The 22,070-nt window shown below is 62.4% G+C and carries 25 protein-coding genes; 7 read left to right on the top strand and 18 right to left on the bottom strand.

All coding sequences use genetic code 11. The features are described 5' to 3' along the window. Position 1 precedes the first annotated feature (1 nt). The 11 genes from B2D37_RS16640 to B2D37_RS16590 form a co-directional block, all read right to left on the bottom strand. The gene (locus tag B2D37_RS16640) at positions 2-325 is read right to left on the bottom strand and encodes a DUF3392 domain-containing protein (RefSeq protein WP_079203737.1); all 324 of its coding nucleotides are present in this window, start codon (positions 323-325) and stop codon (positions 2-4) included. Positions 326-359: 34 nt separating this feature from the next. After that, positions 360-1,520 carry a radical SAM family heme chaperone HemW gene (gene hemW / locus B2D37_RS16635; RefSeq protein ID WP_079203736.1) on the bottom strand — a complete coding sequence of 387 codons (1,161 nt, stop codon included), beginning with the start codon at positions 1,518-1,520 and terminating at the stop codon, positions 360-362. Then, the gene (rdgB, locus tag B2D37_RS16630; protein ID WP_079203735.1) at positions 1,517-2,113 is read right to left on the bottom strand and encodes an RdgB/HAM1 family non-canonical purine NTP pyrophosphatase; all 597 of its coding nucleotides are present in this window, start codon (positions 2,111-2,113) and stop codon (positions 1,517-1,519) included. Before rdgB ends, hemW begins: the two co-directional genes overlap by 4 nt. After that, positions 2,113-2,529, bottom strand: a complete 417-nt coding sequence (locus tag B2D37_RS16625; RefSeq protein ID WP_079203734.1) for a DUF4426 domain-containing protein — start codon at positions 2,527-2,529, stop codon at positions 2,113-2,115. The genes rdgB and B2D37_RS16625 overlap by 1 nt, the downstream gene beginning before the upstream one ends. A 36-nt stretch (positions 2,530-2,565) precedes the next feature. Next, a complete protein-coding gene (gene metW / locus B2D37_RS16620; RefSeq protein ID WP_079203733.1) occupies positions 2,566-3,168 on the bottom strand; it encodes a methionine biosynthesis protein MetW in 603 nt (200 codons plus the stop codon). A gap of 7 nt (positions 3,169-3,175) precedes the next feature. Further along, positions 3,176-4,315, bottom strand: a complete 1,140-nt coding sequence (locus B2D37_RS16615) for a homoserine O-acetyltransferase (RefSeq protein WP_079203732.1) — start codon at positions 4,313-4,315, stop codon at positions 3,176-3,178. 105 nt (positions 4,316-4,420) lie between these two features. Continuing rightward, complete coding sequence (locus B2D37_RS16610; protein ID WP_079203731.1) at positions 4,421-6,403, bottom strand: dynamin-like GTPase family protein; 1,983 nt, start codon at positions 6,401-6,403, stop codon at positions 4,421-4,423. A gap of 358 nt (positions 6,404-6,761) precedes the next feature. Then, positions 6,762-7,058, bottom strand: coding sequence for a DUF167 family protein (locus B2D37_RS16605; protein WP_079203730.1), 297 nt, complete (start codon positions 7,056-7,058; stop codon positions 6,762-6,764). After that, the gene (locus B2D37_RS16600) at positions 7,058-7,648 is read right to left on the bottom strand and encodes a YggT family protein (protein WP_079203729.1); all 591 of its coding nucleotides are present in this window, start codon (positions 7,646-7,648) and stop codon (positions 7,058-7,060) included. The genes B2D37_RS16605 and B2D37_RS16600 overlap by 1 nt, the downstream gene beginning before the upstream one ends. 42 nt (positions 7,649-7,690) lie before the next feature. Then, complete coding sequence (gene proC / locus B2D37_RS16595) at positions 7,691-8,524, bottom strand: pyrroline-5-carboxylate reductase (RefSeq protein ID WP_079203728.1); 834 nt, start codon at positions 8,522-8,524, stop codon at positions 7,691-7,693. 39 nt (positions 8,525-8,563) lie between these two features. Then, positions 8,564-9,244, bottom strand: a complete 681-nt coding sequence (locus tag B2D37_RS16590; RefSeq protein ID WP_079203727.1) for a YggS family pyridoxal phosphate-dependent enzyme — start codon at positions 9,242-9,244, stop codon at positions 8,564-8,566. Between the two features lie 54 nt (positions 9,245-9,298). On the opposite strand from B2D37_RS16590, the gene B2D37_RS16585 reads away from it, so the two are divergent. The 3 genes from B2D37_RS16585 (at position 9,299) to B2D37_RS16575 (ending at position 12,096) form a co-directional block, all read left to right on the top strand. After that, the gene (locus B2D37_RS16585; protein ID WP_079203726.1) at positions 9,299-10,333 is read left to right on the top strand and encodes a type IV pilus twitching motility protein PilT; all 1,035 of its coding nucleotides are present in this window, start codon (positions 9,299-9,301) and stop codon (positions 10,331-10,333) included. A gap of 110 nt (positions 10,334-10,443) precedes the next feature. Beyond that, positions 10,444-11,589, top strand: coding sequence for a PilT/PilU family type 4a pilus ATPase (locus tag B2D37_RS16580; RefSeq protein WP_079203725.1), 1,146 nt, complete (start codon positions 10,444-10,446; stop codon positions 11,587-11,589). Positions 11,590-11,694: 105 nt separating this feature from the next. Beyond that, positions 11,695-12,096, top strand: a complete 402-nt coding sequence (locus B2D37_RS16575; RefSeq protein ID WP_079203724.1) for a TM2 domain-containing protein — start codon at positions 11,695-11,697, stop codon at positions 12,094-12,096. A gap of 152 nt (positions 12,097-12,248) precedes the next feature. Here the strand turns inward: B2D37_RS16575 and B2D37_RS16570 are convergent, their stop codons facing one another. From B2D37_RS16570 to gshB, 7 genes are all read right to left on the bottom strand, one after another. Then, a complete protein-coding gene (locus tag B2D37_RS16570) occupies positions 12,249-13,520 on the bottom strand; it encodes a dihydroorotase (RefSeq protein WP_079203723.1) in 1,272 nt (423 codons plus the stop codon). After that, positions 13,520-14,530, bottom strand: coding sequence for an aspartate carbamoyltransferase catalytic subunit (locus B2D37_RS16565; protein ID WP_079203722.1), 1,011 nt, complete (start codon positions 14,528-14,530; stop codon positions 13,520-13,522). The genes B2D37_RS16570 and B2D37_RS16565 overlap by 1 nt, the downstream gene beginning before the upstream one ends. 10 nt (positions 14,531-14,540) lie before the next feature. Continuing rightward, positions 14,541-15,047 (bottom strand): bifunctional pyr operon transcriptional regulator/uracil phosphoribosyltransferase PyrR, encoded by a 507-nt coding sequence (gene pyrR, locus B2D37_RS16560; protein WP_079203721.1) that lies wholly within the window; start codon positions 15,045-15,047, stop codon positions 14,541-14,543. Positions 15,048-15,180: 133 nt separating this feature from the next. Next, the gene (gene ruvX / locus B2D37_RS16555) at positions 15,181-15,618 is read right to left on the bottom strand and encodes a Holliday junction resolvase RuvX (protein WP_079203720.1); all 438 of its coding nucleotides are present in this window, start codon (positions 15,616-15,618) and stop codon (positions 15,181-15,183) included. Further along, positions 15,618-16,187, bottom strand: coding sequence for a YqgE/AlgH family protein (locus B2D37_RS16550; RefSeq protein ID WP_079203719.1), 570 nt, complete (start codon positions 16,185-16,187; stop codon positions 15,618-15,620). The genes ruvX and B2D37_RS16550 overlap by 1 nt, the downstream gene beginning before the upstream one ends. 134 nt (positions 16,188-16,321) lie before the next feature. Continuing rightward, positions 16,322-17,218, bottom strand: coding sequence for an energy transducer TonB (locus B2D37_RS16545; protein WP_079203718.1), 897 nt, complete (start codon positions 17,216-17,218; stop codon positions 16,322-16,324). Positions 17,219-17,305: 87 nt separating this feature from the next. Continuing rightward, complete coding sequence (gshB, locus tag B2D37_RS16540) at positions 17,306-18,277, bottom strand: glutathione synthase (RefSeq protein WP_079203717.1); 972 nt, start codon at positions 18,275-18,277, stop codon at positions 17,306-17,308. Between the two features lie 240 nt (positions 18,278-18,517). Here gshB and pilG point away from each other — a divergent pair, with 240 nt between their 5' ends. The 4 genes from pilG (at position 18,518) to B2D37_RS16520 (ending at position 22,049) form a co-directional block, all read left to right on the top strand. Beyond that, entirely contained in the window at positions 18,518-18,925 is a 408-nt protein-coding gene (gene pilG / locus B2D37_RS16535) for a twitching motility response regulator PilG (RefSeq protein ID WP_079203716.1), read from the top strand. A gap of 47 nt (positions 18,926-18,972) precedes the next feature. Further along, the gene (gene pilH / locus B2D37_RS16530) at positions 18,973-19,338 is read left to right on the top strand and encodes a twitching motility response regulator PilH (RefSeq protein WP_079203715.1); all 366 of its coding nucleotides are present in this window, start codon (positions 18,973-18,975) and stop codon (positions 19,336-19,338) included. A 41-nt stretch (positions 19,339-19,379) separates the two neighbouring features. Then, entirely contained in the window at positions 19,380-19,916 is a 537-nt protein-coding gene (locus B2D37_RS16525; RefSeq protein ID WP_079203714.1) for a chemotaxis protein CheW, read from the top strand. Between the two features lie 84 nt (positions 19,917-20,000). Next, positions 20,001-22,049, top strand: a complete 2,049-nt coding sequence (locus tag B2D37_RS16520) for a methyl-accepting chemotaxis protein (protein WP_079203713.1) — start codon at positions 20,001-20,003, stop codon at positions 22,047-22,049. Positions 22,050-22,070: the final 21 nt, after the last annotated feature.

The following is a 22,070-nucleotide window of genomic DNA, read 5'->3' as shown; positions in this document are numbered from 1 at the left end:
GCTAGCTGCGATCCGCCAGCACGCCGATCAGGAAGAACACCAGCAACAACACCGGCGCCAGGGTGTAATTGTTGAAGTGGCCGAGGCCTTGGGCCAGCCAGGGGGTGACGAAGACCATTGCCAGGCCGTAGCCGACCGCGCAGATCAGGACGAAAATCAGGGTGCGGAAGACGAAGTTGAGGCCGCCGATACTGCGTTGCACCCAGGCATTGATGCCGGGGCCGAACAGCACCAGCAGGGTGGCCATGATGGCCAGGGCGATGTCGTAGAGGTGGCCACGGCTCCAGCGCGACAGGGTGGCAATCAGGTCGAATAACAGGTCCAAACGGGGTCCTTAGCGCCGCGTGGCGCACAGCAGGTCAGGGTAGAAAGTGTTGCAGCAGGTCGTTGAGAAACAGCTGGCCTTCGCGGGTCGCCGTCAGGCGCGTCGGGTCGCTGTGCAGCAGGCCTCGGCGCTCGGCCTCGGCGCGGGCGGCGGCCAACTGGCTGAGTGGTAGGCCGGTGCGCTGAGTGAACAGCTCGCTGGCGCTGCCGGCCGATAGGCGCAGCACGTTCATCAGAAACTCGAAGGGCAGTTCGTCGGGGCCGAGCACTCGCTCGCCGGCGCTGAAGCCTTTGCTGGGGTCCAGGTAGTCCTTGGGCAGGCGGGTTTTCCAGCTGCGCTTGATCGTGCCGTCCGGGTTGCTCAGCTTGGCGTGGGCGCCAGCGCCGATGCCGAGGAAGTCGCCGAAACTCCAGTAATTGAGGTTGTGCCGCGCCGCCTTGCCGGGCTGGGCGTAGGCGGACACCTCGTACTGGGCGTAGCCGTGTTCGGCCAGCAGCGCCTGACCGGCTTCCTGGATGTCCCAGAGGATATCGTCCTCGGGCATCACCGGTGGCTGGTTCCAGAACACCGTATTCGGCTCCACCGTCAGCTGGTACCAGGACAGGTGGGTGGGGCCCTGGGCGATGGCGATGCGCAAATCGCTGAGGGCATCCTCAATCGACTGATCCGGCAGGCCGTGCATCAGGTCCAGGTTGAAGTTGTCGAAGCCGGCGGCGCGCGCCATGTCGGCGGCGCGGATCGCCTCGTCACCATCATGGATGCGGCCCAAGGCCTTGAGCTTGGCGGCCTGGAAACTCTGTACGCCGATCGACAGGCGATTGATGCCAAGGCCACGGTAGTCGCGGAACTTGGCCTGCTCGAAGGTACCGGGGTTGGCTTCCAGGGTGATTTCGATATCGGCGGCGAAGGGCACGCGGCGCTCAACTCCTTCGAGCAAGCGGCCCAGCGCCTTGGCCGAGAACAGGCTGGGCGTGCCGCCACCGAAGAAAATCGAGGTCAGTTGGCGGCCGTAGACCTGCGGTAGATCTTCATCGAGATCGGCGAGCAGGGCGTCGACGTATTCCTCTTCCGGCAGCGTGGGTCCGGCGGCATGGGAGTTGAAGTCGCAGTAGGGGCACTTCTTCACGCACCAGGGGATATGGATATACAGCGCTAACGGGGGCAGTTGGAAGCCCCCGCCCGTGGACAGTGTCATGCCAGCCTCAATCGTTGCTTGAGCAGGGCCATGGCGCGGGCGCGATGGCTCAGTTGGTTCTTCTCGCCGGGCGCGAGTTCGGCGCTGGAGCACTGGCGCTCCTCGACCCAGAACAGCGGGTCGTAGCCGAAGCCCTGTTCGCCGCGTGCGGCATGCAGGATATGCCCGTACCAGAGGCCTTCGCAGATGATCGGCAAGGGGTCTTCGGCATGCCGCACCAGTGCCAGGCAACAGACGAATTGCGCGCTGCGCTGCACGTCAGGGACGCCTTGCAAGACTTCGAGCAGTTTGGCGTTGTTCGCCGCGTCGCCGCGGCCATCGGCATAACGCGCCGAATAGATGCCCGGTGCGCCGCCGAGAAAGTCGACGGCCAGGCCGGAGTCATCGGCCAGTGCCGGCAAGCCCGATACGCGCGCGGCATGGCGCGCCTTGAGGATGGCGTTTTCGATGAATGACAAGCCGGTTTCTTCGGGCTCCAGGTCGCTGAACTCGCCGATTGAGCGCACACGCACCGCATTGCCAAGCATGGCCTGGAGTTCCTTGAGTTTGCCGGCGTTATGGCTGGCGAGGACGAGCTCGTTTAACTGGATCATCAGTCGGGGAAGAGTTCCTGGTTGAAGTCGAGGCTGTGCGTGTTGCCGCCGTCCGCCTGGATACTGAGGCTGAAGCGCAACATCTCCTGTTGCTCGATGGGGAACTGCGCCAGGTAGTAAATAGCCGTGCCTTCTTTCACCTGCTTGAACTGCAGGGGGTGGATCTGGCCGAGCAGGTTGCGTATCTCGCCACTGACGGCGGCGGCGGTCGGTTGGCCGGCCTTGAGCACCGCAATATTCAGCACGCCCTGTTTCTTGTTGCGGCTGAGGCCCGTCGCCGCGGCGATATCCGGTTGCAGGAAGCTGGAGTTGAAGGCGCTGTAGTGCACGTCCAGGTCGCCGAAGCTTTGTTTGCGTTCGGCAAGTGCCGGCAGACTCAGGCACAGGGCGATAAACAGTAGGGCGATGCGACGCATGGTGGTTCTCCTCAGGATGACCTGGTTGCCGGCGAATCAGTTGGCGGTCGGTCCGCTGATCCGATAGATGCCGATCTCACCTAACAGATTAGGCCAAATGCGGCTGGCCCAACCGTGCAGATGGTCGCGATCGACCGCCAGGCGGTTCAGTACCCTGGCGTTTTGTGCCAGGCACAGGCGCTCGAAGTCCTCGAAGGTACAGAAATGGATGTTCGGCGTGTTGTACCAGGTGTACGGCAGGAAGTCGGACACCGGCATGCTCCCCTTGCTCGCCAGGTACCAGCGGCAACGCCAGTGGGCGAAGTTGGGGAAGGTGATGATGCAGGTCTTGCCGATGCGCAGCATCTCCGCCAGTACTTTGTCCGGGAAGTGCAGGGCCTGCAGCGACTGGGTCATCACCACCACGTCGAAACTGTTGCTGGCGAAGTTGCCCAGGCCCTTGTCGAGGTTCTGCTCGATGACGTTGACGCCCTTGCCGACGCATTGGGCGATGTTGTCCGGGTCGATCTCCAGGCCATAACCGCTGACCTCTTTGTGCTCGGCCAGCCAGGCGAGCAGTTCGCCATTACCGCAGCCGAGGTCGAGTACCCGGCTGCCGGCGGGGATCCAGTCTTGGATGATGTCCAGGTCGGCTCTCATGCGCGCCTCATACTGCGATTCGGTTCATATAGCTGCTGAACGCCTGCAAATAACGCGGGATCGGGATCAGGAAGGCGTCGTGGCCCTGGGGCGCGTCGATTTCCAGGTAGCAGACGTTCTTGCGGGCGGCGATCAGCGCATCGACGATCTCCCGCGAGCGCGCCGGCGAGAAGCGCCAGTCGGTGGTGAAGGACATCACGCAGAAGTGCGCCTGCACCCCGGCCAGAGTTTGAGCCAGGTCGCCGTCGTGGTTGGCCGCCGGGTCGAAATAGTCCAGCGCCTTGGTCATCAGCAGGTAGGTGTTGGCGTCGAAACGCCCGGAAAATTCCTCGCCCTGGTAGCGCAGGTAGCTCTCGACCTGGAACTCGACGCTGTGGAAGTCGTAGTTGAGCTTTTCACTCTTCAGGCCACGGCCGAATTTCTCGCCCATGGCGTCGTCCGACAGGTAGGTGATGTGGCCGACCATGCGCGCCAGCATCAGGCCGCGCTTAGGGATCACCCCGCGCTCCTGGAAGTGCCCGCCGTAGAACTCTGGGTCGGTGAGGATTGCCTGGCGCGCCACTTCGTTGAAGGCGATGTTCTGCGCCGACAGCTTGGGCGCCGAGGCAATCGCCAGGCAGTGGCGGATGCGCTCGGGGTAGCTGATGGCCCACTGCATGGCCTGCATGCCGCCGAGGCTGCCGCCGACCACTGCGGCCCACTGGCCGATGCCGAGGGCATCGGCCAGGCGGGCCTGGCTGTGCACCCAGTCCTCCACGGTCATCACCGGGAAGTCCGCGCCAAAGGGTTTACCGGTGGCCGGATTGAGACTGGAGGGGCCGGTCGAGCCGTTGCAACCGCCGAGGTTGTTGAGGCTGACGACGAAGAACCGGTTGGTGTCGATCGGCTTGCCGGGGCCGATGCAGCTGTCCCACCAGCCGGGCTTGCGCTCGTCCGCGCTGTGGTAGCCGGCGGCATGGTGATGGCCGGACAGCGCGTGGCAGATCAGCACCGCGTTGCTGTGCGCGGCGTTCAGCTCGCCGTAGGTTTCGTAGACCAGTTGGTAGTCGGCCAGGCTGCGTCCGCACGCGAGCGCCAGGGGTTCGGCGAAATGCAGCACCTGCGGGGTCACCAGGCCAACAGAGTCTTGGGGAAAGGCAGTGGGCATCGACCCTGCTCGCAGTAAAGGAAGTGCCGCAGTCTAAAGAGCGCGGCCCCAGGCGGCAAGCGTGCGGGGCCGCGGGCAATGCCCGGCCGCGCTGCTGCCGGGCGGTTATTCGCCGCCGCTGTGGGCGCGTGCCACGCCGGGCAGATTGACCACCTTGCCCTGGCGCTGGATCGGCGCTGGACGGCGCAGGTGGCGCAGCATCTCGCCCGCCTGGGCCAGTTGCTGTTGCAGCTCGTCGCGGTAACCGGCCAGATGCTGGCCGCGCTGACGCGCCTGCTGGGTTTGCTGGGCCAGGGCCTTGAGCCGCAGCATGTGGCTTTCCAGCAACTGTTTGTGTTCCAGGGTGTGTTGCATCAGTGGCATCAGCGCGTCGCTGGCCCATTGCCCGGCCTCGACCCGCAGGCGCTGGTGCAGGCCGATGACTTCCTGCACCAGGGTGGCGAAGAAGCGTTTGCTCAGGCTGCGCTGTTCGGTGAGCAGGGTTTTCAGGTGCAGGCGGAACTGGTCGGCCTGGGTCTGCAGCTGTTTGAGTTCGCGCCGGTAGCGGTTGATGTTGAACTGCGGTGCATCGACGCCTTGCAACGGATTCTCTTGGTTGTGCCGGCGGTAGATGGCGGCGACCATCTTGTTGGCCATCTCGGCCTCATGCGCCAGGCTGTCGAGGTCATGCTCCACCGCGCGGAAGAACTGCAGGATTGCCTGGTTGATGCCCAGGGTGGTCCAGCTGCCGGCGAGGTCCTTGCGCACTTTATTCAGGTGTTCGTCGAGGCGTTCCGCACGCACGGCGATCTGCAGTAGCGCGCCTTGGCGCTTGAGCAGGCGCTGGTTGGATTTCAGGCCGAGCAGGCGCTTGTGATGCTGGTTGTGATCGTCCTTGGTCTTGGCAGTCAGCTCGAACAACAACTGGCCGTTGTCGTGCTGGTGGTTGCTCAGCAGCGCGTGTTGTTCGTTGACCTTGTCCAGGCGCAGGTTGAGTGCATGCTGACTGCCCTGCAGCAGGACGAGCACCTGGTTGACCACGCGCTCTTCGATCAGGCGTTCTTTCTGGCTGACGATGCGCTCGCACAGCAGATTCTCCAGATTGCTCATCTGGCTGCGGGTCAGCAACGCCTGATCCTTGCGCACCTTGGCCAGCAACGCCTGTTTGGCCGACAGCGGCAGCACCTCCTCGGGCTGGATGCCGAGTTGCCTGGCCGTGAGGGTCTGGATCTGCCGAATGGCGTTCTGCACGAAAGCTTCGCCGGCCAGGTCGTCCCAGAGGATGTCGATCTTGTTCAGCACGGCGAACAGGCAGGTCTGGGTGTCATCGTCGAGTTGGCGAATATGCTGCTGCCAGACCGCCATGTCGCTGGCGGTTACCCCGGTGTCGGCGGACAGCAGAAAGATGATCGCCTGGGCGCTGGGCAGCATCGACAGGGTCAGCTCCGGTTCGCTGCCCAGGGCATTCAAACCGGGGGTGTCGAGGATGCGCAGGCCCTGGCGCAGCAGCGGGTGGTCGAAGTTGACCAGCGCATGACGCCAGGCCGGCACCAGCACCTGGCCGGGTTTGCCGGTGCTTTCCAGGGTGTCGGGGTGGAAGCCCAGCTGGATGGCTTGCTCCACCGGCATGGGCTTGCTCTTCGCCACCTGGGTGAAGGCCTGGACCATGTTGTCCGGGTCGCTGAGGTCCAGCGGGATGTTCACCCAATGCCGGGGAATGCGCTTGAACTGAGCGACACTGGCCTCGGTGGCGCGGGTTTCGATCGGCAGCAGGCGGATGTAGGAGCGTTCCGAGCGGGGGTCGAAGAACAGCTCGGTGGGACACATGGTGGTGCGCCCGGCCTGGGACGGCAGCATGCGCTGGCCGTATGCGGAGAAGAACAGGCTGTTGATCAGTTCGGTCTTGCCGCGCGAGAACTCGCCGACGAAGGCCAGGGTGATGTGGTCGGTACGCAGCAGTTTCAGCGCGCGTTCGAGTTTGCCGTCCAGCGCCTCGGAGTTGAGCCGGTTGTTGACCAGCCAGCTGCGGTAGCGCGTGATCTGGCGCATCAGCTCGCGCTTCCAGTCGACGTAGGCATCGACCTGTTGACTGAGACGTTCCATGCTCATCCTGGCGTTCCTCTGGCTAGCGCGGCTCTGGGGCCGTGCTGTTACCGGCTCTGTCAGGCATCGCGTGGCGGGCGCTGATGCTCTGGGCTGACGAGCATTATGCGGAGCGAGCAGGGGGTGTCAATTGGCTAGCCGGTCGTTGAAATACTATCTGCGTGGGCGATACGGCGTTAAAAATGCGCTAAAAATGCTCATTTACACCAGTAAACTCCGCTTTTGACTCGCTTCGCTCGCCCTGCGGGCCAGCCTGTGGCTGTTACTCCGCTGCGCTACGTTGCGGTCATTTTTGCCTTGTCTCGCCGGCCTCGCCTACGTTTTTCAACGGCCTGCTGGTATTTCGATCCGGCTTGATGGTCGTTCAGGCGGGCCGAGCGGTCAGTTCGAGCTCTGCGGGCAATTGCCGTGGCTGTGTGATGCGCACGCGCTTCTGGCGGCTTTGCTGGCCGCTTTCCAGGCTGACCTGGCGCTTGCTCACGGCAAAGGCGTCGGCGAGAAAGGCCAGCAACTTGGCGTTGGCCTTGCCGTCGACTGGCGCAGCGGTGAGGCGGATCTTCAGCCGCTCACCGTGCAGCCCGGCGAACTCGTCGCAACTGGCTTTGGGCTGCAGGTGGCAAGCGAGGATCAGATCCTCGCCGTCCCAGCGATAGAAGCTCATCAGACCGCCAGGCTGAGGCCCTGGAACATGCCGGACATTACCGCCAGGTTGCGAATCACCAGCATGTCGATCAGGTTGAGAATCAGGAAGGCCACGATCGGTGACAGATCCAGGCCGCCCAGGCTCGGCAGCATGCGCCGGATCGGCGCCAGCAGCGGTTCGCAGATCTGATTGATCAGTTCGGCCGCCGGGTTGTGGCTGCCTTGGGCGACCCAGGACAGGATCACACTGATGATCAGGGCGAAGAAGAACACCTTGATGAACAGTGCGGTGACGCCAATGATCGACCAGACCAGCAGTTGCAGCGGATTGTCGAAGCCATAGCCCATCAGCATCAGGACCAGGGCCATGAGCACCAATTGCACCAGGATCGCCAGCACCAGCGAAGCCAGGTCGAGTCCGGCGAAACTGGGGATGATCTTGCGCAGGGGTTTGATCAGGGGGTGGGTGGCGCGCACGATGAACTGGCTGAGCGGGTTGTAGAAGTCGGCTTTCACCAGTTGCAGGATGAAGCGCAGCAGCACGATCAGCAGGTACAGGCTGCCGATGGTTTGCAGGACATAAAGCGCTGCGGTACTCAGTCCGATCATTATTGACTCCTTAATGGCTTATCTATCTGTGGGTCGGGCTGTTTATTGACCAAGCTGCTCGGCCAGTTCCGCCGAACGCTGGGCGGCGGCATTCAGCGCCTGTTCGACCAGGGCTTCGAAGCCGCCAGCCTGGAAGGTCTTGATGGCGGCCTCAGTGGTGCCGCCCAGCGAGGTAACGCGGCGCCGCAGTTCGCTGGCATCGACATCGCTGGCCACGGCCATGCGTGCGGCGCCCAGCGCCGTGTGCAGGGCCAGTTGGGCGGCGGTGTCACGCGCCAGGCCGAGCTTTTCGCCGGCGGCGGTCATGGCTTCCATCAGCAGGAAGAAATACGCCGGACCGCTGCCGGATACGGCGGTAACCGCATCGATCAGCTGTTCTTCGTCCAGCCACAGGGCTAGCCCCACCGCGCCAAGCAGCTGTTCGGCCTGCTGGCGCTGTTGCGCCGAAACCCGGCTGTTGGCATACAAGCCGCTGACGCCCTGGCGCAATAGCGACGGCGTATTCGGCATACAACGGACAATCGCAGGGACTGCCTCCGGTTGGGCGGCGAGCCAGCGTTGCAGGCTGGCGCAGTTGATGCCGGCAGCGATGGAAACGACCAATTGCGTCGAGTCGAGATGGGCGGCCAAGTCCAGGCAGACGTCTTTCATCACCTGCGGCTTGACGGCCAGGACGATGACCGCGCAGCCCTGAATGGCTTCGGCGTTGCTGGCGAAAGTTTCGATGCCATGTTCGGCGCTGATCTTGGCGCGTTGTTCGGCGCCATGGTCGCTGGCGCGAATGCTGCTGGCGTCAACGCCTTGGGCGCGCAGCCCGCCAATCAGGCTAGCGGCCATATTGCCGGCGCCGATAAACGCAATGCGGGGGGAGGTCATAAGCGGTTTCCTTATTTATCGAGTCGAGTAGAGCGGCGCTTATGCATAGTCGCGCTCGCCAAACAGGGCGGTACCGATACGTACCCAGGTCGCCCCTTCGGCAATGGCGGCCTCAAGGTCATGGCTCATGCCCATGGACAGGGTGTCGAGGTTCAGGTTCAGCTGGGCTTGCAGTTCAGCCAGGCGGGCGAAGGCGGCCTGTTGCGTCGCGCGGTCTTCGCTGGGTTGGGGAATTGTCATCAATCCACGCAGCTTGAGGTTGGGCAGTTGCGTCACCGCCTGTGCCAATGCCGGCAATTCTTCTGGGCTGCAGCCTGATTTGCTGGCCTCGCCACTGACATTCACCTGCAGGCAGATATTCAGCGAGGGCAGGTGTGGCGGGCGCTGCGCGGACAGGCGTTCGGCGATTTTCAGGCGATCCACCGAATGCACCCAGTCGAAATGCTCGGCGATCGTCCGGGTCTTGTTGGATTGAATGGGGCCGATGAAGTGCCAAATCAATGGCAGGCCGGCCAACTCGAGCTGTTTTTCCAGGGCTTCCTGCAGGTAGTTCTCGCCGAAATCATGCAGGCCGGCAGCATAAGCCTGGCGAATTGCCGCTGCGGGTTTGGTTTTGCTCACTGCGAGCAGGCCAATCGTTGCACAATCTCGCTCCGAGGCTTGCGCCGCCTCACGGATGCGTGCTCCGACCTTTGCAATATTCTCTGCTATCGTGGACATTACTTGCGCCAGCCGCCTAGTGTTCGCGGCATTCTACCGTCATTAGGGAGTCCCATGGATATCACTGAGCTGCTTGCCTTCAGCGCCAAGCAAGGCGCGTCGGACCTGCATCTCTCTGCTGGTCTGCCGCCGATGATTCGGGTTGACGGCGATGTGCGCCGGATCAATTTGCCGGCCCTGGATCACAAGCAGGTGCATGCACTGATCTACGACATCATGAACGACAAGCAGCGCAAGGATTTCGAGGAGTTCCTCGAGACCGACTTCTCCTTCGAAGTGCCTGGTGTCGCGCGTTTCCGGGTCAACGCCTTCAACCAGAACCGTGGCGCCGGTGCGGTGTTCCGCACCATTCCGTCCAAGGTGCTGACCATGGAAGACCTCGGCATGGGCGAGGTGTTTCGCAAGATCACCGACGTGCCACGGGGCCTGGTGCTGGTCACCGGGCCCACGGGTTCGGGCAAGTCGACCACCCTGGCGGCGATGCTCGATTACCTCAATAGCACCAAGTACCAGCACATCCTGACCATCGAAGACCCGATCGAGTTCGTTCACGAGTCGAAGAAGTGCCTGATCAACCAGCGTGAAGTGCACCGCGACACCCTGGGCTTCTCCGAGGCCCTGCGCTCGGCACTGCGCGAAGACCCGGACATCATTCTGGTCGGCGAGATGCGCGACCTGGAGACCATCCGCCTGGCGCTGACCGCCGCGGAAACTGGCCACCTGGTATTCGGCACCCTGCACACCACCTCGGCGGCCAAGACCATCGATCGGGTGGTCGATGTATTCCCTGCCGAAGAAAAATCCATGGTTCGCTCGATGCTCTCCGAATCCTTGCAGGCGGTGATCTCGCAGACCCTGCTGAAGAAAGTCGGCGGCGGTCGGGTGGCGGCCCATGAAATCATGATTGGCACCCCGGCGATTCGTAACCTGATCCGTGAGGACAAGGTGGCGCAGATGTACTCGTCGATCCAGACCGGCGCTTCGCTGGGCATGCAGACCCTGGATGCCTGCCTGAAAACCCTGGTAGCCAAGGGCCTGGTCACCCGCGAAAATGCGCGGGAAAAATCCAAGACCCCGGATAACTTCTAATTCGTATCTGGCCAGCCGCGAGGTTGGCCGAGACCCAGATCGCTGGTGAGGCACGCGCCCCAGGGGCTGGAGGTTGGCTAAGCGCGTGACGGTGATGGGCGAGATAACGCATGGAATTCGAAAAACTGCTGCGCCTGATGGTAGAAAAAGGCGGCTCCGACCTGTTTATCACTGCCGGCGTACCGCCGTCGATGAAGGTCAACGGCAAGATCATGCCGGTGACCAAGAACCCCATGTCGCCAGAGCAAACCCGGGAAACCGTGCACTCGGTGATGAACGAGCAGCAGCGCCGCGATTTCGCCGAGAGTCACGAATGCAACTTCGCCATCAGTGCCCGTGGCATCGGCCGCTTCCGCGTCAGTGCCTTCTACCAGCGCAACCTGGCCGGCATGGTGCTGCGCCGCATCGAGACCAACATCCCGACTCTGGATGACCTCAAGCTGCCGGAAATCCTCAAGAAGCTGGCGTTGACCAAGCGTGGCCTGGTGCTGTTCGTCGGCGCCACCGGTACCGGTAAATCGACCTCGCTGGCGGCGATGATCGGTTACCGCAACAAGAACAGCAGCGGCCACATCATCTCCATCGAAGACCCGATCGAGTACATCCACCAGCACCAGAACTGCATCGTCACCCAGCGCGAGGTCGGTATCGACACCGAATCCTTCGAGGTGGCGCTGAAGAACACCCTGCGCCAGGCGCCGGACGTGATTCTGATTGGTGAGGTGCGCACCCGCGAGACCATGGATCACGCCGTGGCCTTCGCCGAAACCGGCCACCTGTGCCTGGCCACCCTGCACGCCAACAACGCCAACCAGGCGCTGGACCGGATCATCAACTTCTTCCCGGCCGACCGGCAGAATCAGGTGTGGATGGACCTGTCGCTCAACCTCAAGGCCATCGTCGCCCAGCAGTTGATTCCAACCCCGGATGGCAAGGGGCGCCGCGCGGTGATCGAGGTGTTGATCAATACCCCGCTGGCGGCCGATCTGATCCGCAAGGGCGATGTGCACGAACTCAAGAACTTGATGAAGCGCTCCACCGAACTGGGTATGCAGACCTTCGATCAGGCGCTTTACAGCCTCTATAGCCAGGGCGAAATCACCTACGAAGATGCGCTGCTCTACGCCGACTCGGCGAACGATTTGCGCCTGCTGATCAAGCTCGGTTCGGAAGCCGACGGCGACCACCTGGCCCACCTGAGCGATGGTCTGTCACTGGAAGTCGCCCCCGATGACCCCGGCCGGCGTTTCCGCTGAAGTAATTCAATCCAGCCCGCACTCGCGGGCTTTTTTCATCGGGCGGTAAACCCTGCGCGGTCTTGCCGGTCCCATTCGTACCATTCAGCGGCGCAGGAGCAAGGCATGGACGTAAGAAAGGACACCCACAGCAAGGTCATCGGTTATCTACTGTGGATCTTCGGTTTTCTCGGCGCACACCGGTTCTACTACGGCAAGCCAGTCACTGGGACTATCTGGTTCTTCACCCTCGGCTTGCTGTTTATCGGCTGGATCGTCGATCTGTTCCTGATTCCGGCGATGGATCGAGAGGCCGATCTGCGCTTCACCGCCGGCGACAGCGATTACAACGTCGCCTGGGTTCTGTTGACCTTCCTCGGTGTTTTCGGGGTGCATCGCATGTACCAGGGCAAGTGGCTCACCGGGATCCTCTACCTGTTTACCGGTGGCCTGTTCCTGGTCGGTGTGCTCTATGATTTCTGGACCCTGAACGAGCAGATATCGATCAAGAATGCCCGGCGTAGCTGAAGGCCTAATAAAACATCGCCCGCAATGGATGAGTGTCATTCACCAATGAGGTTCAACCCTGCCGTGGGAGGGGCTTTAGCCGCGATAGAGCCGTTAAAAGCTCGCCGCTGAAGCGCCTCCCACATAGCCCAACCACCCTTATGCGTTAGCAATCACGCCTGGTAGCTGATCCGTCCATCGACCAGGGTGTAACGCACCGCGCCGGGCAGGCAGTGGCCGATAAACGGGCAGTTGGCACCCTTGGAGAACCAGCTTTCTCCGGCCAGGGTCGAGGCCTGCGGGTCGAACAGCAGCAGGTCGGCCGCTGCGCCCACGCTCAGGCGCCCGGCGGGCAGGCGCAGGGCCTGGGCCGGGCCGCTGGACAGGCGCGCGAGCAGGGTCGGCAGGTCGAGCAGGCCGTCTTGCACCAGGCTCATGGCCAGCGGCAGCAACAGCTGCACGCTGCTGATGCCCGGTTCGGTGGCACCGAAGGGGGCCAGCTTGGCGTCACGTTCGTGGGGTTGGTGGTGGCTGGAAATGGCACCGATCACCCCGTTCTTTAACGCTTCGCGCAGGCCGTCGCGGTCGGCGCGAGTGCGCAGCGGCGGTTGCACGTGATACAGGCTGGAGAAGTCGCTCAACGCCTCATCGGTGAGAATCAGCTGATACAGTGCCACATCGGCCGTCACTGGCAGGCCGCGGGCCTGGGCGGCGGCGATCAGTTGCGCGCCGCGAGCGCTGGTCAACTGGCTGAAGTGGGCGCGCACGCCGCTTTGCTCGACCAGCAGCAGGTCGCGGGCCAGGGCCACGGTCTCGGCGGTTTCCGGGATGCCGGCCAGGCCGAGGAAGCTGGCCGTAGGGCCTTCGTGGGCCAGACCGCCTTCGGCCAGGTCGTGGTCCTGGGAGTGGAAGATCACCGTCAGGTCGAAGGTGGCGGCGTATTCCAGGGCGCGGCGCAGGGTACGGGTGTTGCGGAAGCTATCCAGGCCGTTGCCGAAGGCCACACAGCCGGCGTCGCGCAGGGCCACCAGCTCGGCCAGCTGTTCGCCGTCCAGGCCTTTGCTCAGGGCGCCGATGGGGAAAACCTTGGTGTGGCCGGCCTCGCGGGCGCGGTCGAGGATCAGTTCGGCCACCGCCGGGGTGTCCAGCACCGGTTTGGTAAAGGGCGGGCAGCACAGGCTGGTGACGCCGCCTGCCGCCGCGGCCAGGGTTTCGCTGGCGATGCAGCCCTTGCGGCTGTAACCGGGTTCGCGCAGGGCAACGGACAGGTCGACCAGGCCGGGCGCGGCCACCAAGCCCTGGGCGTTGATGATTTTCTCCGCGACGAAACCGGCCGGCGTCTGGCCGATGGCGATCAGCTTGCCGCCATCGATGAACAGGTCGGCGACCTGGTCGAGGTTGCTGTTCGGGTCAATGACGCGGGCGCCAAGGATTGCGGTACGCATCAGTTGGATTCCTCGGCTTCCTGGTTGAGTTGACGCTGGGCATTCTGCCCGCTCATGGCCATCGACAGCACGGCCATGCGCACGGCAATGCCGTAGGTGACCTGGTTGAGAATCACCGATTGCGGGCCGTCGGCCACCGCCGACTCGATTTCCACGCCGCGGTTGATCGGCCCCGGGTGCATCACCAGGGCATCCGTTTTGGCCAGGGCCAGGCGTTGCTCGGTCAGGCCGAACAGGCGGTAGAACTCGCCCTCGCTGGGCAGCAGGCCGCCAGTCATGCGTTCGCGCTGCAGGCGCAGCATGATCACCACGTCGACATCCTTGAGGCCGGCGGCCATGTCGCTGTAGACGGTCACGCCGTACTGCTCGATGCCGACCGGCAGCAGGGTCTTCGGTGCGATCACGCGGATGTCCGGGCAGCCGAGGGTCTTGAGTGCCAGCATATTGGAGCGGGCCACCCGCGAGTGCAGGATATCGCCGACGATCGCCACCGAGAGGTTCTCGAAGCCGCCCTTGTGCCGGCGGATGGTCAGCATGTCGAGCATGCCCTGGGTCGGGTGCGCATGGCGGCCATCGCCGCCGTTGATGATCGCCAGGTTCGGGCACACGTGTTCGGCGATAAAGTGCGCGGCGCCCGAGTCGGCATGGCGTACGACGAAGATGTCGGCGGCCATCGCCTCGAGGTTGCGCAGGGTGTCGAACAGGGTCTCGCCCTTGCTGGTCGAGGAGGTCGACACGTTGAGGGTGATGACGTCGGCGGACAGCCGTTGGGCGGCTAACTCGAAGGTAGTGCGGGTGCGCGTGGAGTTCTCGAAGAACACATTGCACACGGTCTTGCCGCGCAGCAGCGGGACTTTCTTCACTGCCCGGGCGCCGACTTCGAGGAAGGAATCGGCAGTATCGAGGATTTCCGTCAGCAGTTCACGGGGCAGGCCGTCGAGGGTGAGGAAGTGGCGCAGCTGGCCTAGGTCATTCAGCTGCAACGGGCGCTTGGCATCAATCGGCGTCATCGCGAGGGTCTCAGTTGGCAAGCATCTGGAGTTCGAGGGTCAGCGGTGTGGGACCGGACAGTTTGACCCGCTGATCGGTGGCCAGCACCAGGCTGGCGCCGACCACGTCGGGACGGATCGGCAGCTCGTGAGCGTTCAGGTCGAGTAGGCAGACCAGGGTCACGCTGGCCGGGCGGCCATAGTCGAACAGTTCATTGAGGGCGGCGCGGATGGTGCGGCCGCTCATCAATACGTCGTCGATCAGCACCAGGTGCTGACCTTCGACCTCGAACGGCAACTCGGACGGCTGTACCTGCGGGTGCAGGCCATTCTGGGTGAAGTCGTCGCGGTAGAAGGAGACGTCGAGGATGCCCAGTGGCGCTGGATTGCCCAGGGCCTCTAGCAGCGCCTGGGCGACCCATACGCCGCCGGTACGGATGCCGATAAAACGCGGCTCGCTGATTTGCCGCTGGTTGAGATGGCCGATCAGTGCCGCAGCCATTTGCGGCAGCAGTTCGGCAGGATTGGGTAGGCTCATCGGGAACTCCTTGTGGGCGGGCCGGGCGAAAGCTGCTGCGGGCTGGGCGCATGATGCGGGCTTAAAAGCAGGCTCGGCGCGCCGGACTGAATGTTGTTCGCTAGGTTTATACAGGACCCGAGATCGCGTTTTTTCAAGACGAACAGTGCTCTGTCAGCCAGCCTTCGAGCAGCAGCGCGGCGGCCAGGGCATCGACCGGGCGTTCGCGATAGCCACTGTTCTGGCCTTGTTGCAGGCGCTGGCCCTTGGCCTCATAGGTGGTCAGGCGTTCATCATGGGTATGCACGGGCAGGTTGAAGCGGCCGTTGAGGCGGCGGGCAAATTTCTCCGCGCGCTCGCTCATCTCGCTCGGAGTGCCGTCCATGTTCAGCGGCAGGCCGACGACGATGGCATCCGGCTGCCATTCGCGCAGCAGCGCTTCGACCTTTTGCCAATCCGGCACGCCATTCTGGGCCTTGAGGATGCACAGTTCGCGGGCCTGGCCGGTGATCACCTGGCCGACGGCAACACCGATCTGCTTGCTGCCATAATCGAAACCCAGTAACAGGCGCAACGGTTTGGCCTCGCTCATCAGGCGTGTCCGGCTTGCGAGGTGAGCAGGCTGAGGTTGACGCCCAGGCGCGCGGCGGCGGCGTTCAGGCGTTGATCGAAGGGCAGTTCGAAGAGGATCGCATTATCGGCCGGGCAGGTCAGCCAGGCGTTGTCGGTCAGTTCGGCTTCCAGTTGCCCGGCATCCCAGCCGGCATAGCCGAGGGTGATCAGGTATTTTGCCGGTCCCGTGCCGTCGGCAATGGCGAACAGCGCGTCCTGGGAGGTGGACAGGCCCAATTCACCGAGCTCCAGGGTCGCCTGGAATTGCGGGCCGGTCGGGTGCAGGACGAAACCGCGATCGGTCTGCACCGGACCACCGGAGAAAATCGGCAGGTTCTGGCAGCGCAGCGGCGGCTCCTCGTCGGGACGCAACTGCTCCAGCACATCGGCCAGGCTGAGACCGTGGGGACGGTTGATCACCAGGCCCATCGCGCCCTGTTCGTTGTGTTCGATCAGGTAGATCAGGGTCTGCGCGAAATTTGGATCGGCCATGTGCGGCATGGCAATCAGGAACTGATGCTTGAGGTAGCTTGGTTTGGCGTCTTTCATGGGCATTAGTTTCAGGCCTGGAGCCAAGAGCTTCAAGCGTCACGCTGCAAGCGGCAAGAAAAAATCCGCTTGAGCTTGAGGGCTTGTGAAAAAATTCTCGCGACGGCGCTCGATTTTTTCACAACTTCTGAGCGTCAGTTGCTGGACAGGCGGTCGCCGCGTTCGAAGCGCCAGGTGCGGATGATTTCCAGGCGGTCGATATCGGCCAGGTCACCGGTGAACGGGGCGTAGGGTGCGGCCAGGCGCACGATGCGCAGGGCGGCCTGGTCAAGCAGTTGCTGGCCGGAGGACTGCAATACCTGGACTTCGTAGAGGGTGCCATCACGGTTGATCGAGACCAGCACCCGCAGGCTGCCATAAATCTGTTGGCGGCGTGCATCGTCGGGGTAGTTGAGGTTGCCGACTCGTTCGACCTTCTTGCGCCACTCGTCCTTGTACCAGGCGCCCTTGTCGCGCATGGTCGAGGCCGCACTGAGGCGGTGGATCTTCGGCCGTTTGGCGTACTGCTGGATGTCGTTGGCCAGTTCGGCTTCCAGGCTGGCAATTTCCGCAGAGAGTTGCGCGCTGTCGAATACCGGTGCCGGGGGGGCTTGCACGGTGGGCTTGACTGCTTCGCGCTTGACCGGGGTCTTTTGCTGTTGCGGGGCGCGAGTCGCTACTGCGGCTTTCGGCGCTTCCTGGCGCACCGCCGGCTGTGCCGGGGCCGCGGGCGGCGTTACACGCTTGACCTGGGTGTCCTGGAACAGTGCCTGCTCGGTGGTTTTCGGCGCGGCCTTGTGTTCCAGGGTACCGCTGCCCTGCTGGTTGTCCTGGGCGAGGAAGTCGGCTTCTTTCGGCTTTTCCTCGCTCTTAAAGGTCGACAGGGTGATTTCCAGGGTTTTGCTGATCTGGCTGGGCTCGGCCAGGCTGAAGCCCAGACCGAGAATCAGTGCGGCATGCAGGGCCGCGGCGAGGAACAGGGTAAAGCCCAGCCGATCCGCTGGGCGGACGCCAGCGGCGGGTAGATCGGGTGGGTTGGTGGCTGGGTTCATGCTGCTTCGGGTCTGTTCAGGTTGTCGCGCAGTCTGACGGCTTCACGCCGCTAGCTGCAAGCGACACGCTCGAAGCTGCTACTTGCTTCAAACTTTCGCCTTGACGCCTGTGGCTTGCAGTTGGCCCGCGATGGCATCCATCAGGCGCTCACCGATGCGGGTGTCGTAGGCGGCATCTATCTCGCGGATGCAGGTCGGGCTGGTCACGTTGATTTCGGTCAGATAGTCGCCGATCACATCCAGGCCGACGAACAGCAGGCCTTTCTCGCGCAGGGTTGGGCCGACGCCTGCGGCGATCTCACGGTCGCGTTCGCTCAGTGGGCGTGCTTCGCCGCGCCCGCCAGCGGCAAGGTTACCGCGGGTTTCGCCGTGTGCCGGGATGCGTGCCAGGCAATACGGTACTGGCTCGCCATCGATCATCAGGATGCGTTTATCGCCTTCGAGGATCGCTGGCAGGTAGCGTTGCGCCATGATCTGCTGTGTGCCATGGGCAGTAAGGGTCTCGAGAATCACCGAGAGGTTGGGGTCGCCCTCAGAGTGACGAAATATCGAAGATCCGCCCATACCATCCAGGGGTTTGAGAATGATGTCACGTTGCTCTTTGGCAAACTCGCGCAGAATGTCGGATCGGCGACTGACCAGCGTCTCGGGGGTGAATTGGGGGAACTGGGTGGCAAACAGCTTCTCGTTGCAGTCGCGCAGACTCTGTGGGCGGTTGACCACCAGTACGCCGGCTTGCTCAGCCTGTTCCAGCAGGTAGGTGGAGTAGACGAATTCGTTATCGAAGGGCGGATCCTTGCGCATCAGGATCACATCCAGCTCGGTCAACGCGACGTCGCGCTCGGCGCCCAGTTCGAACCAGCGCTGGGGGTCGTTGAATACGTTGAGTGGGCACAGGCGGGCACGTGCTTCGCCTTTGGCCTGGTAAAGGTCTTTCTGCTCCATATAGAAGAGCGACCAGCCGCGCGCCTGAGCGGCCAGCAACATGGCCAGCGAGCTGTCTTTTTTAAAGGCGATCTGGGCGATGGGGTCCATGACAATGCCGAGGCGAACGCTCATGGGGGATTCTCCGTGAAAGGCAGCAGGTTAGAAGGTGTCAGGGCTGGTGTGTGGCGTCAGGGTGGCGCCGGTACGGCGGGTGGTCAAGGAAAAAACCTTGGCCTTCCGCGGCTTATAGCTTGCATGGGGAGAGTGTGCTAAAAAGGCCCGACGATTGGGTTTTGACCCGTCGGTGGTAAGGCCTCAGGCGCACTGATAGAACGCAAAATAACGACTCACCGAGGCGATGGCAGGGTAAACATGGAACAGCATTCCGAGGGTTTGAGGGTGATGGTGATCGACGATTCGAAGACGATTCGTCGTACCGCGGAAACCCTGCTAAAGAAAGTGGGTTGCGAGGTAATTACCGCAGTTGACGGCTTCGATGCTTTGGCAAAGATCGCCGACACCCATCCGAATATTATTTTTGTCGACATCATGATGCCGCGGCTCGATGGCTATCAGACCTGTGCCCTGATCAAGAACAACAGTGCTTTCAAGTCCACCCCGGTGATCATGCTGTCGTCCAAGGACGGCTTGTTCGACAAGGCCAAGGGGCGCATCGTTGGCTCCGATCAATATCTGACCAAACCTTTCAGCAAGGAAGAGTTGCTCGGCGCGATCAAGGCCCATGTCCCTAATTTCACCCCGGTGGAACAGGCATCCTGACGTCTGCTGGATCGCGGTAGACGCCTTTTCATGTATTGGGAAACACCATGGCTCGAATTCTGATTGTTGATGACTCTCCGACCGAAATGTACAAGTTGACCGCCATGTTGGAAAAAAATGGCCATCAGGTACTCAAGGCGGAAAATGGCGCGGACGGCGTTGCCCTGGCGCGCCAGGAAAAACCCGACGTCGTGTTGATGGATATCGTCATGCCGGGCCTCAATGGTTTTCAGGCGACCCGCCAGCTGACCAAGGACGCCGATACCAGCCACATCCCGGTGATCATCGTTACCACCAAGGATCAGGAGACCGACAAGGTCTGGGGCAAGCGCCAAGGCGCCAAAGACTACCTGACCAAGCCGGTTGACGAAGCAACACTGCTGAAAACCTTGAATGCGGTATTGGCCGGTTGATGCTGCGCCAGTAACCCAATAAGAAGAAGGTCACGGCCGGCATGACGGATACGCAGACACCTTTTCAAACCCTCCTCGGAATCGACCAGCGTTGCCGGTTGCTGGCGGCTGGCCTGCCGTTGCAGCAGGTTGCCGTGCAAACCTGGAGCGGGATCGGTTTTCGCATGGGCGAGCGATTTTTCGTCGCGCCCATGGGCGAGATAGGGGAGGTGCTGCACGAGCCGCGTCATACCCTGTTGCCCGGGGTTAAAAACTGGGTCAAGGGCGTGGCCAACGTGCGCGGACGTCTGTTGCCAGTGATGGACTTGTGCGGTTTCTTCGGTAACGAGTTATCGCCGCTGCGCAAGAAGCGGCGGGTGCTGGTGGTCGATCACCAGGATGTATTCGCCGGGCTGACGGTCGATGAAGTGTTCGGCATGCAGCATTTTCCGGTGGACGCCTTCTCCGAGCAGCTACCGCCGCTCGAGGCATCCATCGCGCCGTTTATTCATGGCGTCTTCCAGCGCGAGCAGCCCTGGTTGGTGTTCAGTCCTCATGCGCTGGCCCAGCACCAGGGGTTTCTCGATGTTGCGTTTTAACAGTTTTTCGGTTGGGTCGGCTTTGTCGGCCTGTTGGGGTTGTGTGGGAACCGTAGCGCGGTCGGTCCGGGCGGGGGCCAGAAAATGAAAAAACTAAATACAGGCAACTTATTCACGAGTACGCGCAGCAGTACGCTGATCGCTGGGCTGTTTATCGTCCTGATCGTCTCCATCGTGCTGTTGTTTGCCAACTTCGCCTACATCAACACGCAATCCAATTACGATACGGAATACATCAGCCACGCTGGTGAGCTGCGGGTTCTGTCCCAGCGTATTGCCAAGAACTCCACCGAAGCGGCTGCCGGTACGGCCGAAGCCTTCGGTCTGTTGCGCGAGGCGCGCAACGACTTCGAGACCCGTTGGGGGTATCTGACCGACGGCAACCAGGCGAGCGGTGTGCCCTCTGCGCCGGAGCCCGTGCAGGCGCAGATGACTGCCGTGCAGCAGGACTGGGATAGCCTGCGGCAGAACACCGACGCCATTCTGGCCAGCGAGCAGACCGTTCTGTCCCTGCACCAGGTGGCTGAGACCCTGGCGGAAACCATCCCGCAGCTGCAGGTCGAGTACGAAGAAGTGGTCGACATCCTCCTGGAAAGCGGTGCATCGGCCGCCCAGGTTTCGGTGGCTCAACGCCAGTCGCTGCTGGCCGAACGTATTCTCGGCTCGGTGAACAAGGTACTGGCCGGTGACCAGAACTCGGTGCAAGCGGCCGATATGTTCGGTCGCGATGCCAGCCTGTTCGGGCGGGTATTGAGCGCCATGCTGGAAGGCAATGCGGCAATGGAAATTGCCAAGGTCAACGACGCGGAAGCGCTCGATCGACTGGCGGAAATTTCCGAGCTGTTCGAGTTTGTTTCCGGTTCGGTAGATGAAATTCTCGAAACCTCGCCGGAACTGTTCCAGGTGCGGGAGTCGGCCAACGGCATTTTCACCGTATCGCAGACCCTCTTGGATAAAGCCTCCGAGCTGGCTGTCGGCTTCGAAGACATGGCTGAAGGCCGTGCCATCAACACTCTGGCTGGATACGTACTGGGCATTTTGGCGTTGGGCTCGATCATCCTGATCGGCATCGTGATGGTGCGGGTAACCAACCGCCGCCTCGCTGAAACCGCCGAGAAGAACGAACGTAACCAGGCGGCGATTCTGCGACTGCTCGACGAAATCGCCGACCTCGCCGATGGCGACTTGACCGTTGCCGCGACCGTAACCGAAGATTTCACCGGTGCCATCGCCGACTCCATCAACTACTCCATCGACCAGCTGCGCGACTTGGTGGTGACCATCAACCTGACTGCTGTTCAGGTAGCTGGCGCCGCCCAGGAAACCCAGGCCACGGCGATGCACCTGGCCGAAGCCTCGGAGCACCAGGCTCAGGAAATCGCCGGGGCATCGGCTGCGATCAACGAAATGGCCGTGTCGATTGACCAGGTATCGGCGAACGCCTCGGAGTCCTCCGCGGTAGCGGAGCGTTCGGTAGCCATTGCCAACAAGGGTAACGAGGTGGTGCACAACACCATCACCGGCATGGATAACATTCGTGAGCAGATCCAGGACACCTCGAAGCGGATCAAGCGCCTCGGTGAGTCGTCCCAGGAGATCGGTGACATCGTCAGCCTGATTAACGACATTGCCGACCAGACCAACATCCTCGCTCTCAACGCCGCAATCCAGGCCTCCATGGCCGGTGACGCGGGCCGTGGCTTCGCCGTGGTAGCGGACGAAGTCCAGCGCCTGGCGGAACGTTCCTCTGCGGCGACCAAGCAGATCGAGGCCCTGGTCAAGACGATTCAGACCGATACCAACGAGGCGGTTATCTCGATGGAGCAGACCACCTCCGAGGTGGTGCGCGGTGCACACTTGGCGCAGGACGCCGGGGTCGCGCTGGAGGAGATCGAGAAGGTATCCAAGACCCTCGCAGCCCTGATTCAGAACATCTCCAACGCGGCGCGCCAGCAGGCTTCTTCGGCCGGTCATATTTCCAACACCATGAACGTGATCCAGGAGATCACCTCGCAGACCTCGTCCGGTACCACGGCTACGGCCAAGAGCATTGGTAACCTGGCCAAGATGGCCAGTGAGATGCGTAAGTCGGTTTCCGGCTTTACCCTGCCAGAAAGCGGCGAGCAGGCATAAGCAAGCGTGGCGTGGCGACCT

The organism is Pseudomonas sp. CC6-YY-74, from assembly GCF_002025205.1.
Taxonomy (GTDB): domain Bacteria; phylum Pseudomonadota; class Gammaproteobacteria; order Pseudomonadales; family Pseudomonadaceae; genus Aquipseudomonas; species Aquipseudomonas paeninsulae.
The sequence above is the reverse complement of the archived record's forward strand: the minus strand, read 5'-3'. Positions and strand labels throughout refer to the sequence as shown.

Excerpts from the sequence above, each read along its gene's own strand:
- hemW (WP_079203736.1), bottom strand. The coding sequence starts at position 1,520 with ATGACACTGTCCACGGGCGGGGGCTTCCAACTGCCCCCGTTAGCGCTG.
- rdgB (WP_079203735.1), bottom strand. The coding sequence starts at position 2,113 with ATGATCCAGTTAAACGAGCTCGTCCTCGCCAGCCATAACGCCGGCAAA.
- B2D37_RS16625 (WP_079203734.1), bottom strand. The coding sequence starts at position 2,529 with ATGCGTCGCATCGCCCTACTGTTTATCGCCCTGTGCCTGAGTCTGCCG.
- metW (WP_079203733.1), bottom strand. The coding sequence starts at position 3,168 with ATGAGAGCCGACCTGGACATCATCCAAGACTGGATCCCCGCCGGCAGC.
- B2D37_RS16615 (WP_079203732.1), bottom strand. The coding sequence starts at position 4,315 with ATGCCCACTGCCTTTCCCCAAGACTCTGTTGGCCTGGTGACCCCGCAG.
- B2D37_RS16610 (WP_079203731.1), bottom strand. The coding sequence starts at position 6,403 with ATGAGCATGGAACGTCTCAGTCAACAGGTCGATGCCTACGTCGACTGG.
- B2D37_RS16605 (WP_079203730.1), bottom strand. The coding sequence starts at position 7,058 with ATGAGCTTCTATCGCTGGGACGGCGAGGATCTGATCCTCGCTTGCCAC.
- B2D37_RS16600 (WP_079203729.1), bottom strand. The coding sequence starts at position 7,648 with ATGATCGGACTGAGTACCGCAGCGCTTTATGTCCTGCAAACCATCGGC.
- proC (WP_079203728.1), bottom strand. The coding sequence starts at position 8,524 with ATGACCTCCCCCCGCATTGCGTTTATCGGCGCCGGCAATATGGCCGCT.
- B2D37_RS16590 (WP_079203727.1), bottom strand. The coding sequence starts at position 9,244 with ATGTCCACGATAGCAGAGAATATTGCAAAGGTCGGAGCACGCATCCGT.
- B2D37_RS16585 (WP_079203726.1), top strand. The coding sequence starts at position 9,299 with ATGGATATCACTGAGCTGCTTGCCTTCAGCGCCAAGCAAGGCGCGTCG.
- B2D37_RS16580 (WP_079203725.1), top strand. The coding sequence starts at position 10,444 with ATGGAATTCGAAAAACTGCTGCGCCTGATGGTAGAAAAAGGCGGCTCC.
- B2D37_RS16575 (WP_079203724.1), top strand. The coding sequence starts at position 11,695 with ATGGACGTAAGAAAGGACACCCACAGCAAGGTCATCGGTTATCTACTG.
- B2D37_RS16570 (WP_079203723.1), bottom strand. The coding sequence starts at position 13,520 with ATGCGTACCGCAATCCTTGGCGCCCGCGTCATTGACCCGAACAGCAAC.
- B2D37_RS16565 (WP_079203722.1), bottom strand. The coding sequence starts at position 14,530 with ATGACGCCGATTGATGCCAAGCGCCCGTTGCAGCTGAATGACCTAGGC.
- pyrR (WP_079203721.1), bottom strand. The coding sequence starts at position 15,047 with ATGAGCCTACCCAATCCTGCCGAACTGCTGCCGCAAATGGCTGCGGCA.
- ruvX (WP_079203720.1), bottom strand. The coding sequence starts at position 15,618 with ATGAGCGAGGCCAAACCGTTGCGCCTGTTACTGGGTTTCGATTATGGC.
- B2D37_RS16550 (WP_079203719.1), bottom strand. The coding sequence starts at position 16,187 with ATGAAAGACGCCAAACCAAGCTACCTCAAGCATCAGTTCCTGATTGCC.
- B2D37_RS16545 (WP_079203718.1), bottom strand. The coding sequence starts at position 17,218 with ATGAACCCAGCCACCAACCCACCCGATCTACCCGCCGCTGGCGTCCGC.
- gshB (WP_079203717.1), bottom strand. The coding sequence starts at position 18,277 with ATGAGCGTTCGCCTCGGCATTGTCATGGACCCCATCGCCCAGATCGCC.
- pilG (WP_079203716.1), top strand. The coding sequence starts at position 18,518 with ATGGAACAGCATTCCGAGGGTTTGAGGGTGATGGTGATCGACGATTCG.
- pilH (WP_079203715.1), top strand. The coding sequence starts at position 18,973 with ATGGCTCGAATTCTGATTGTTGATGACTCTCCGACCGAAATGTACAAG.
- B2D37_RS16525 (WP_079203714.1), top strand. The coding sequence starts at position 19,380 with ATGACGGATACGCAGACACCTTTTCAAACCCTCCTCGGAATCGACCAG.
- B2D37_RS16520 (WP_079203713.1), top strand. The coding sequence starts at position 20,001 with ATGAAAAAACTAAATACAGGCAACTTATTCACGAGTACGCGCAGCAGT.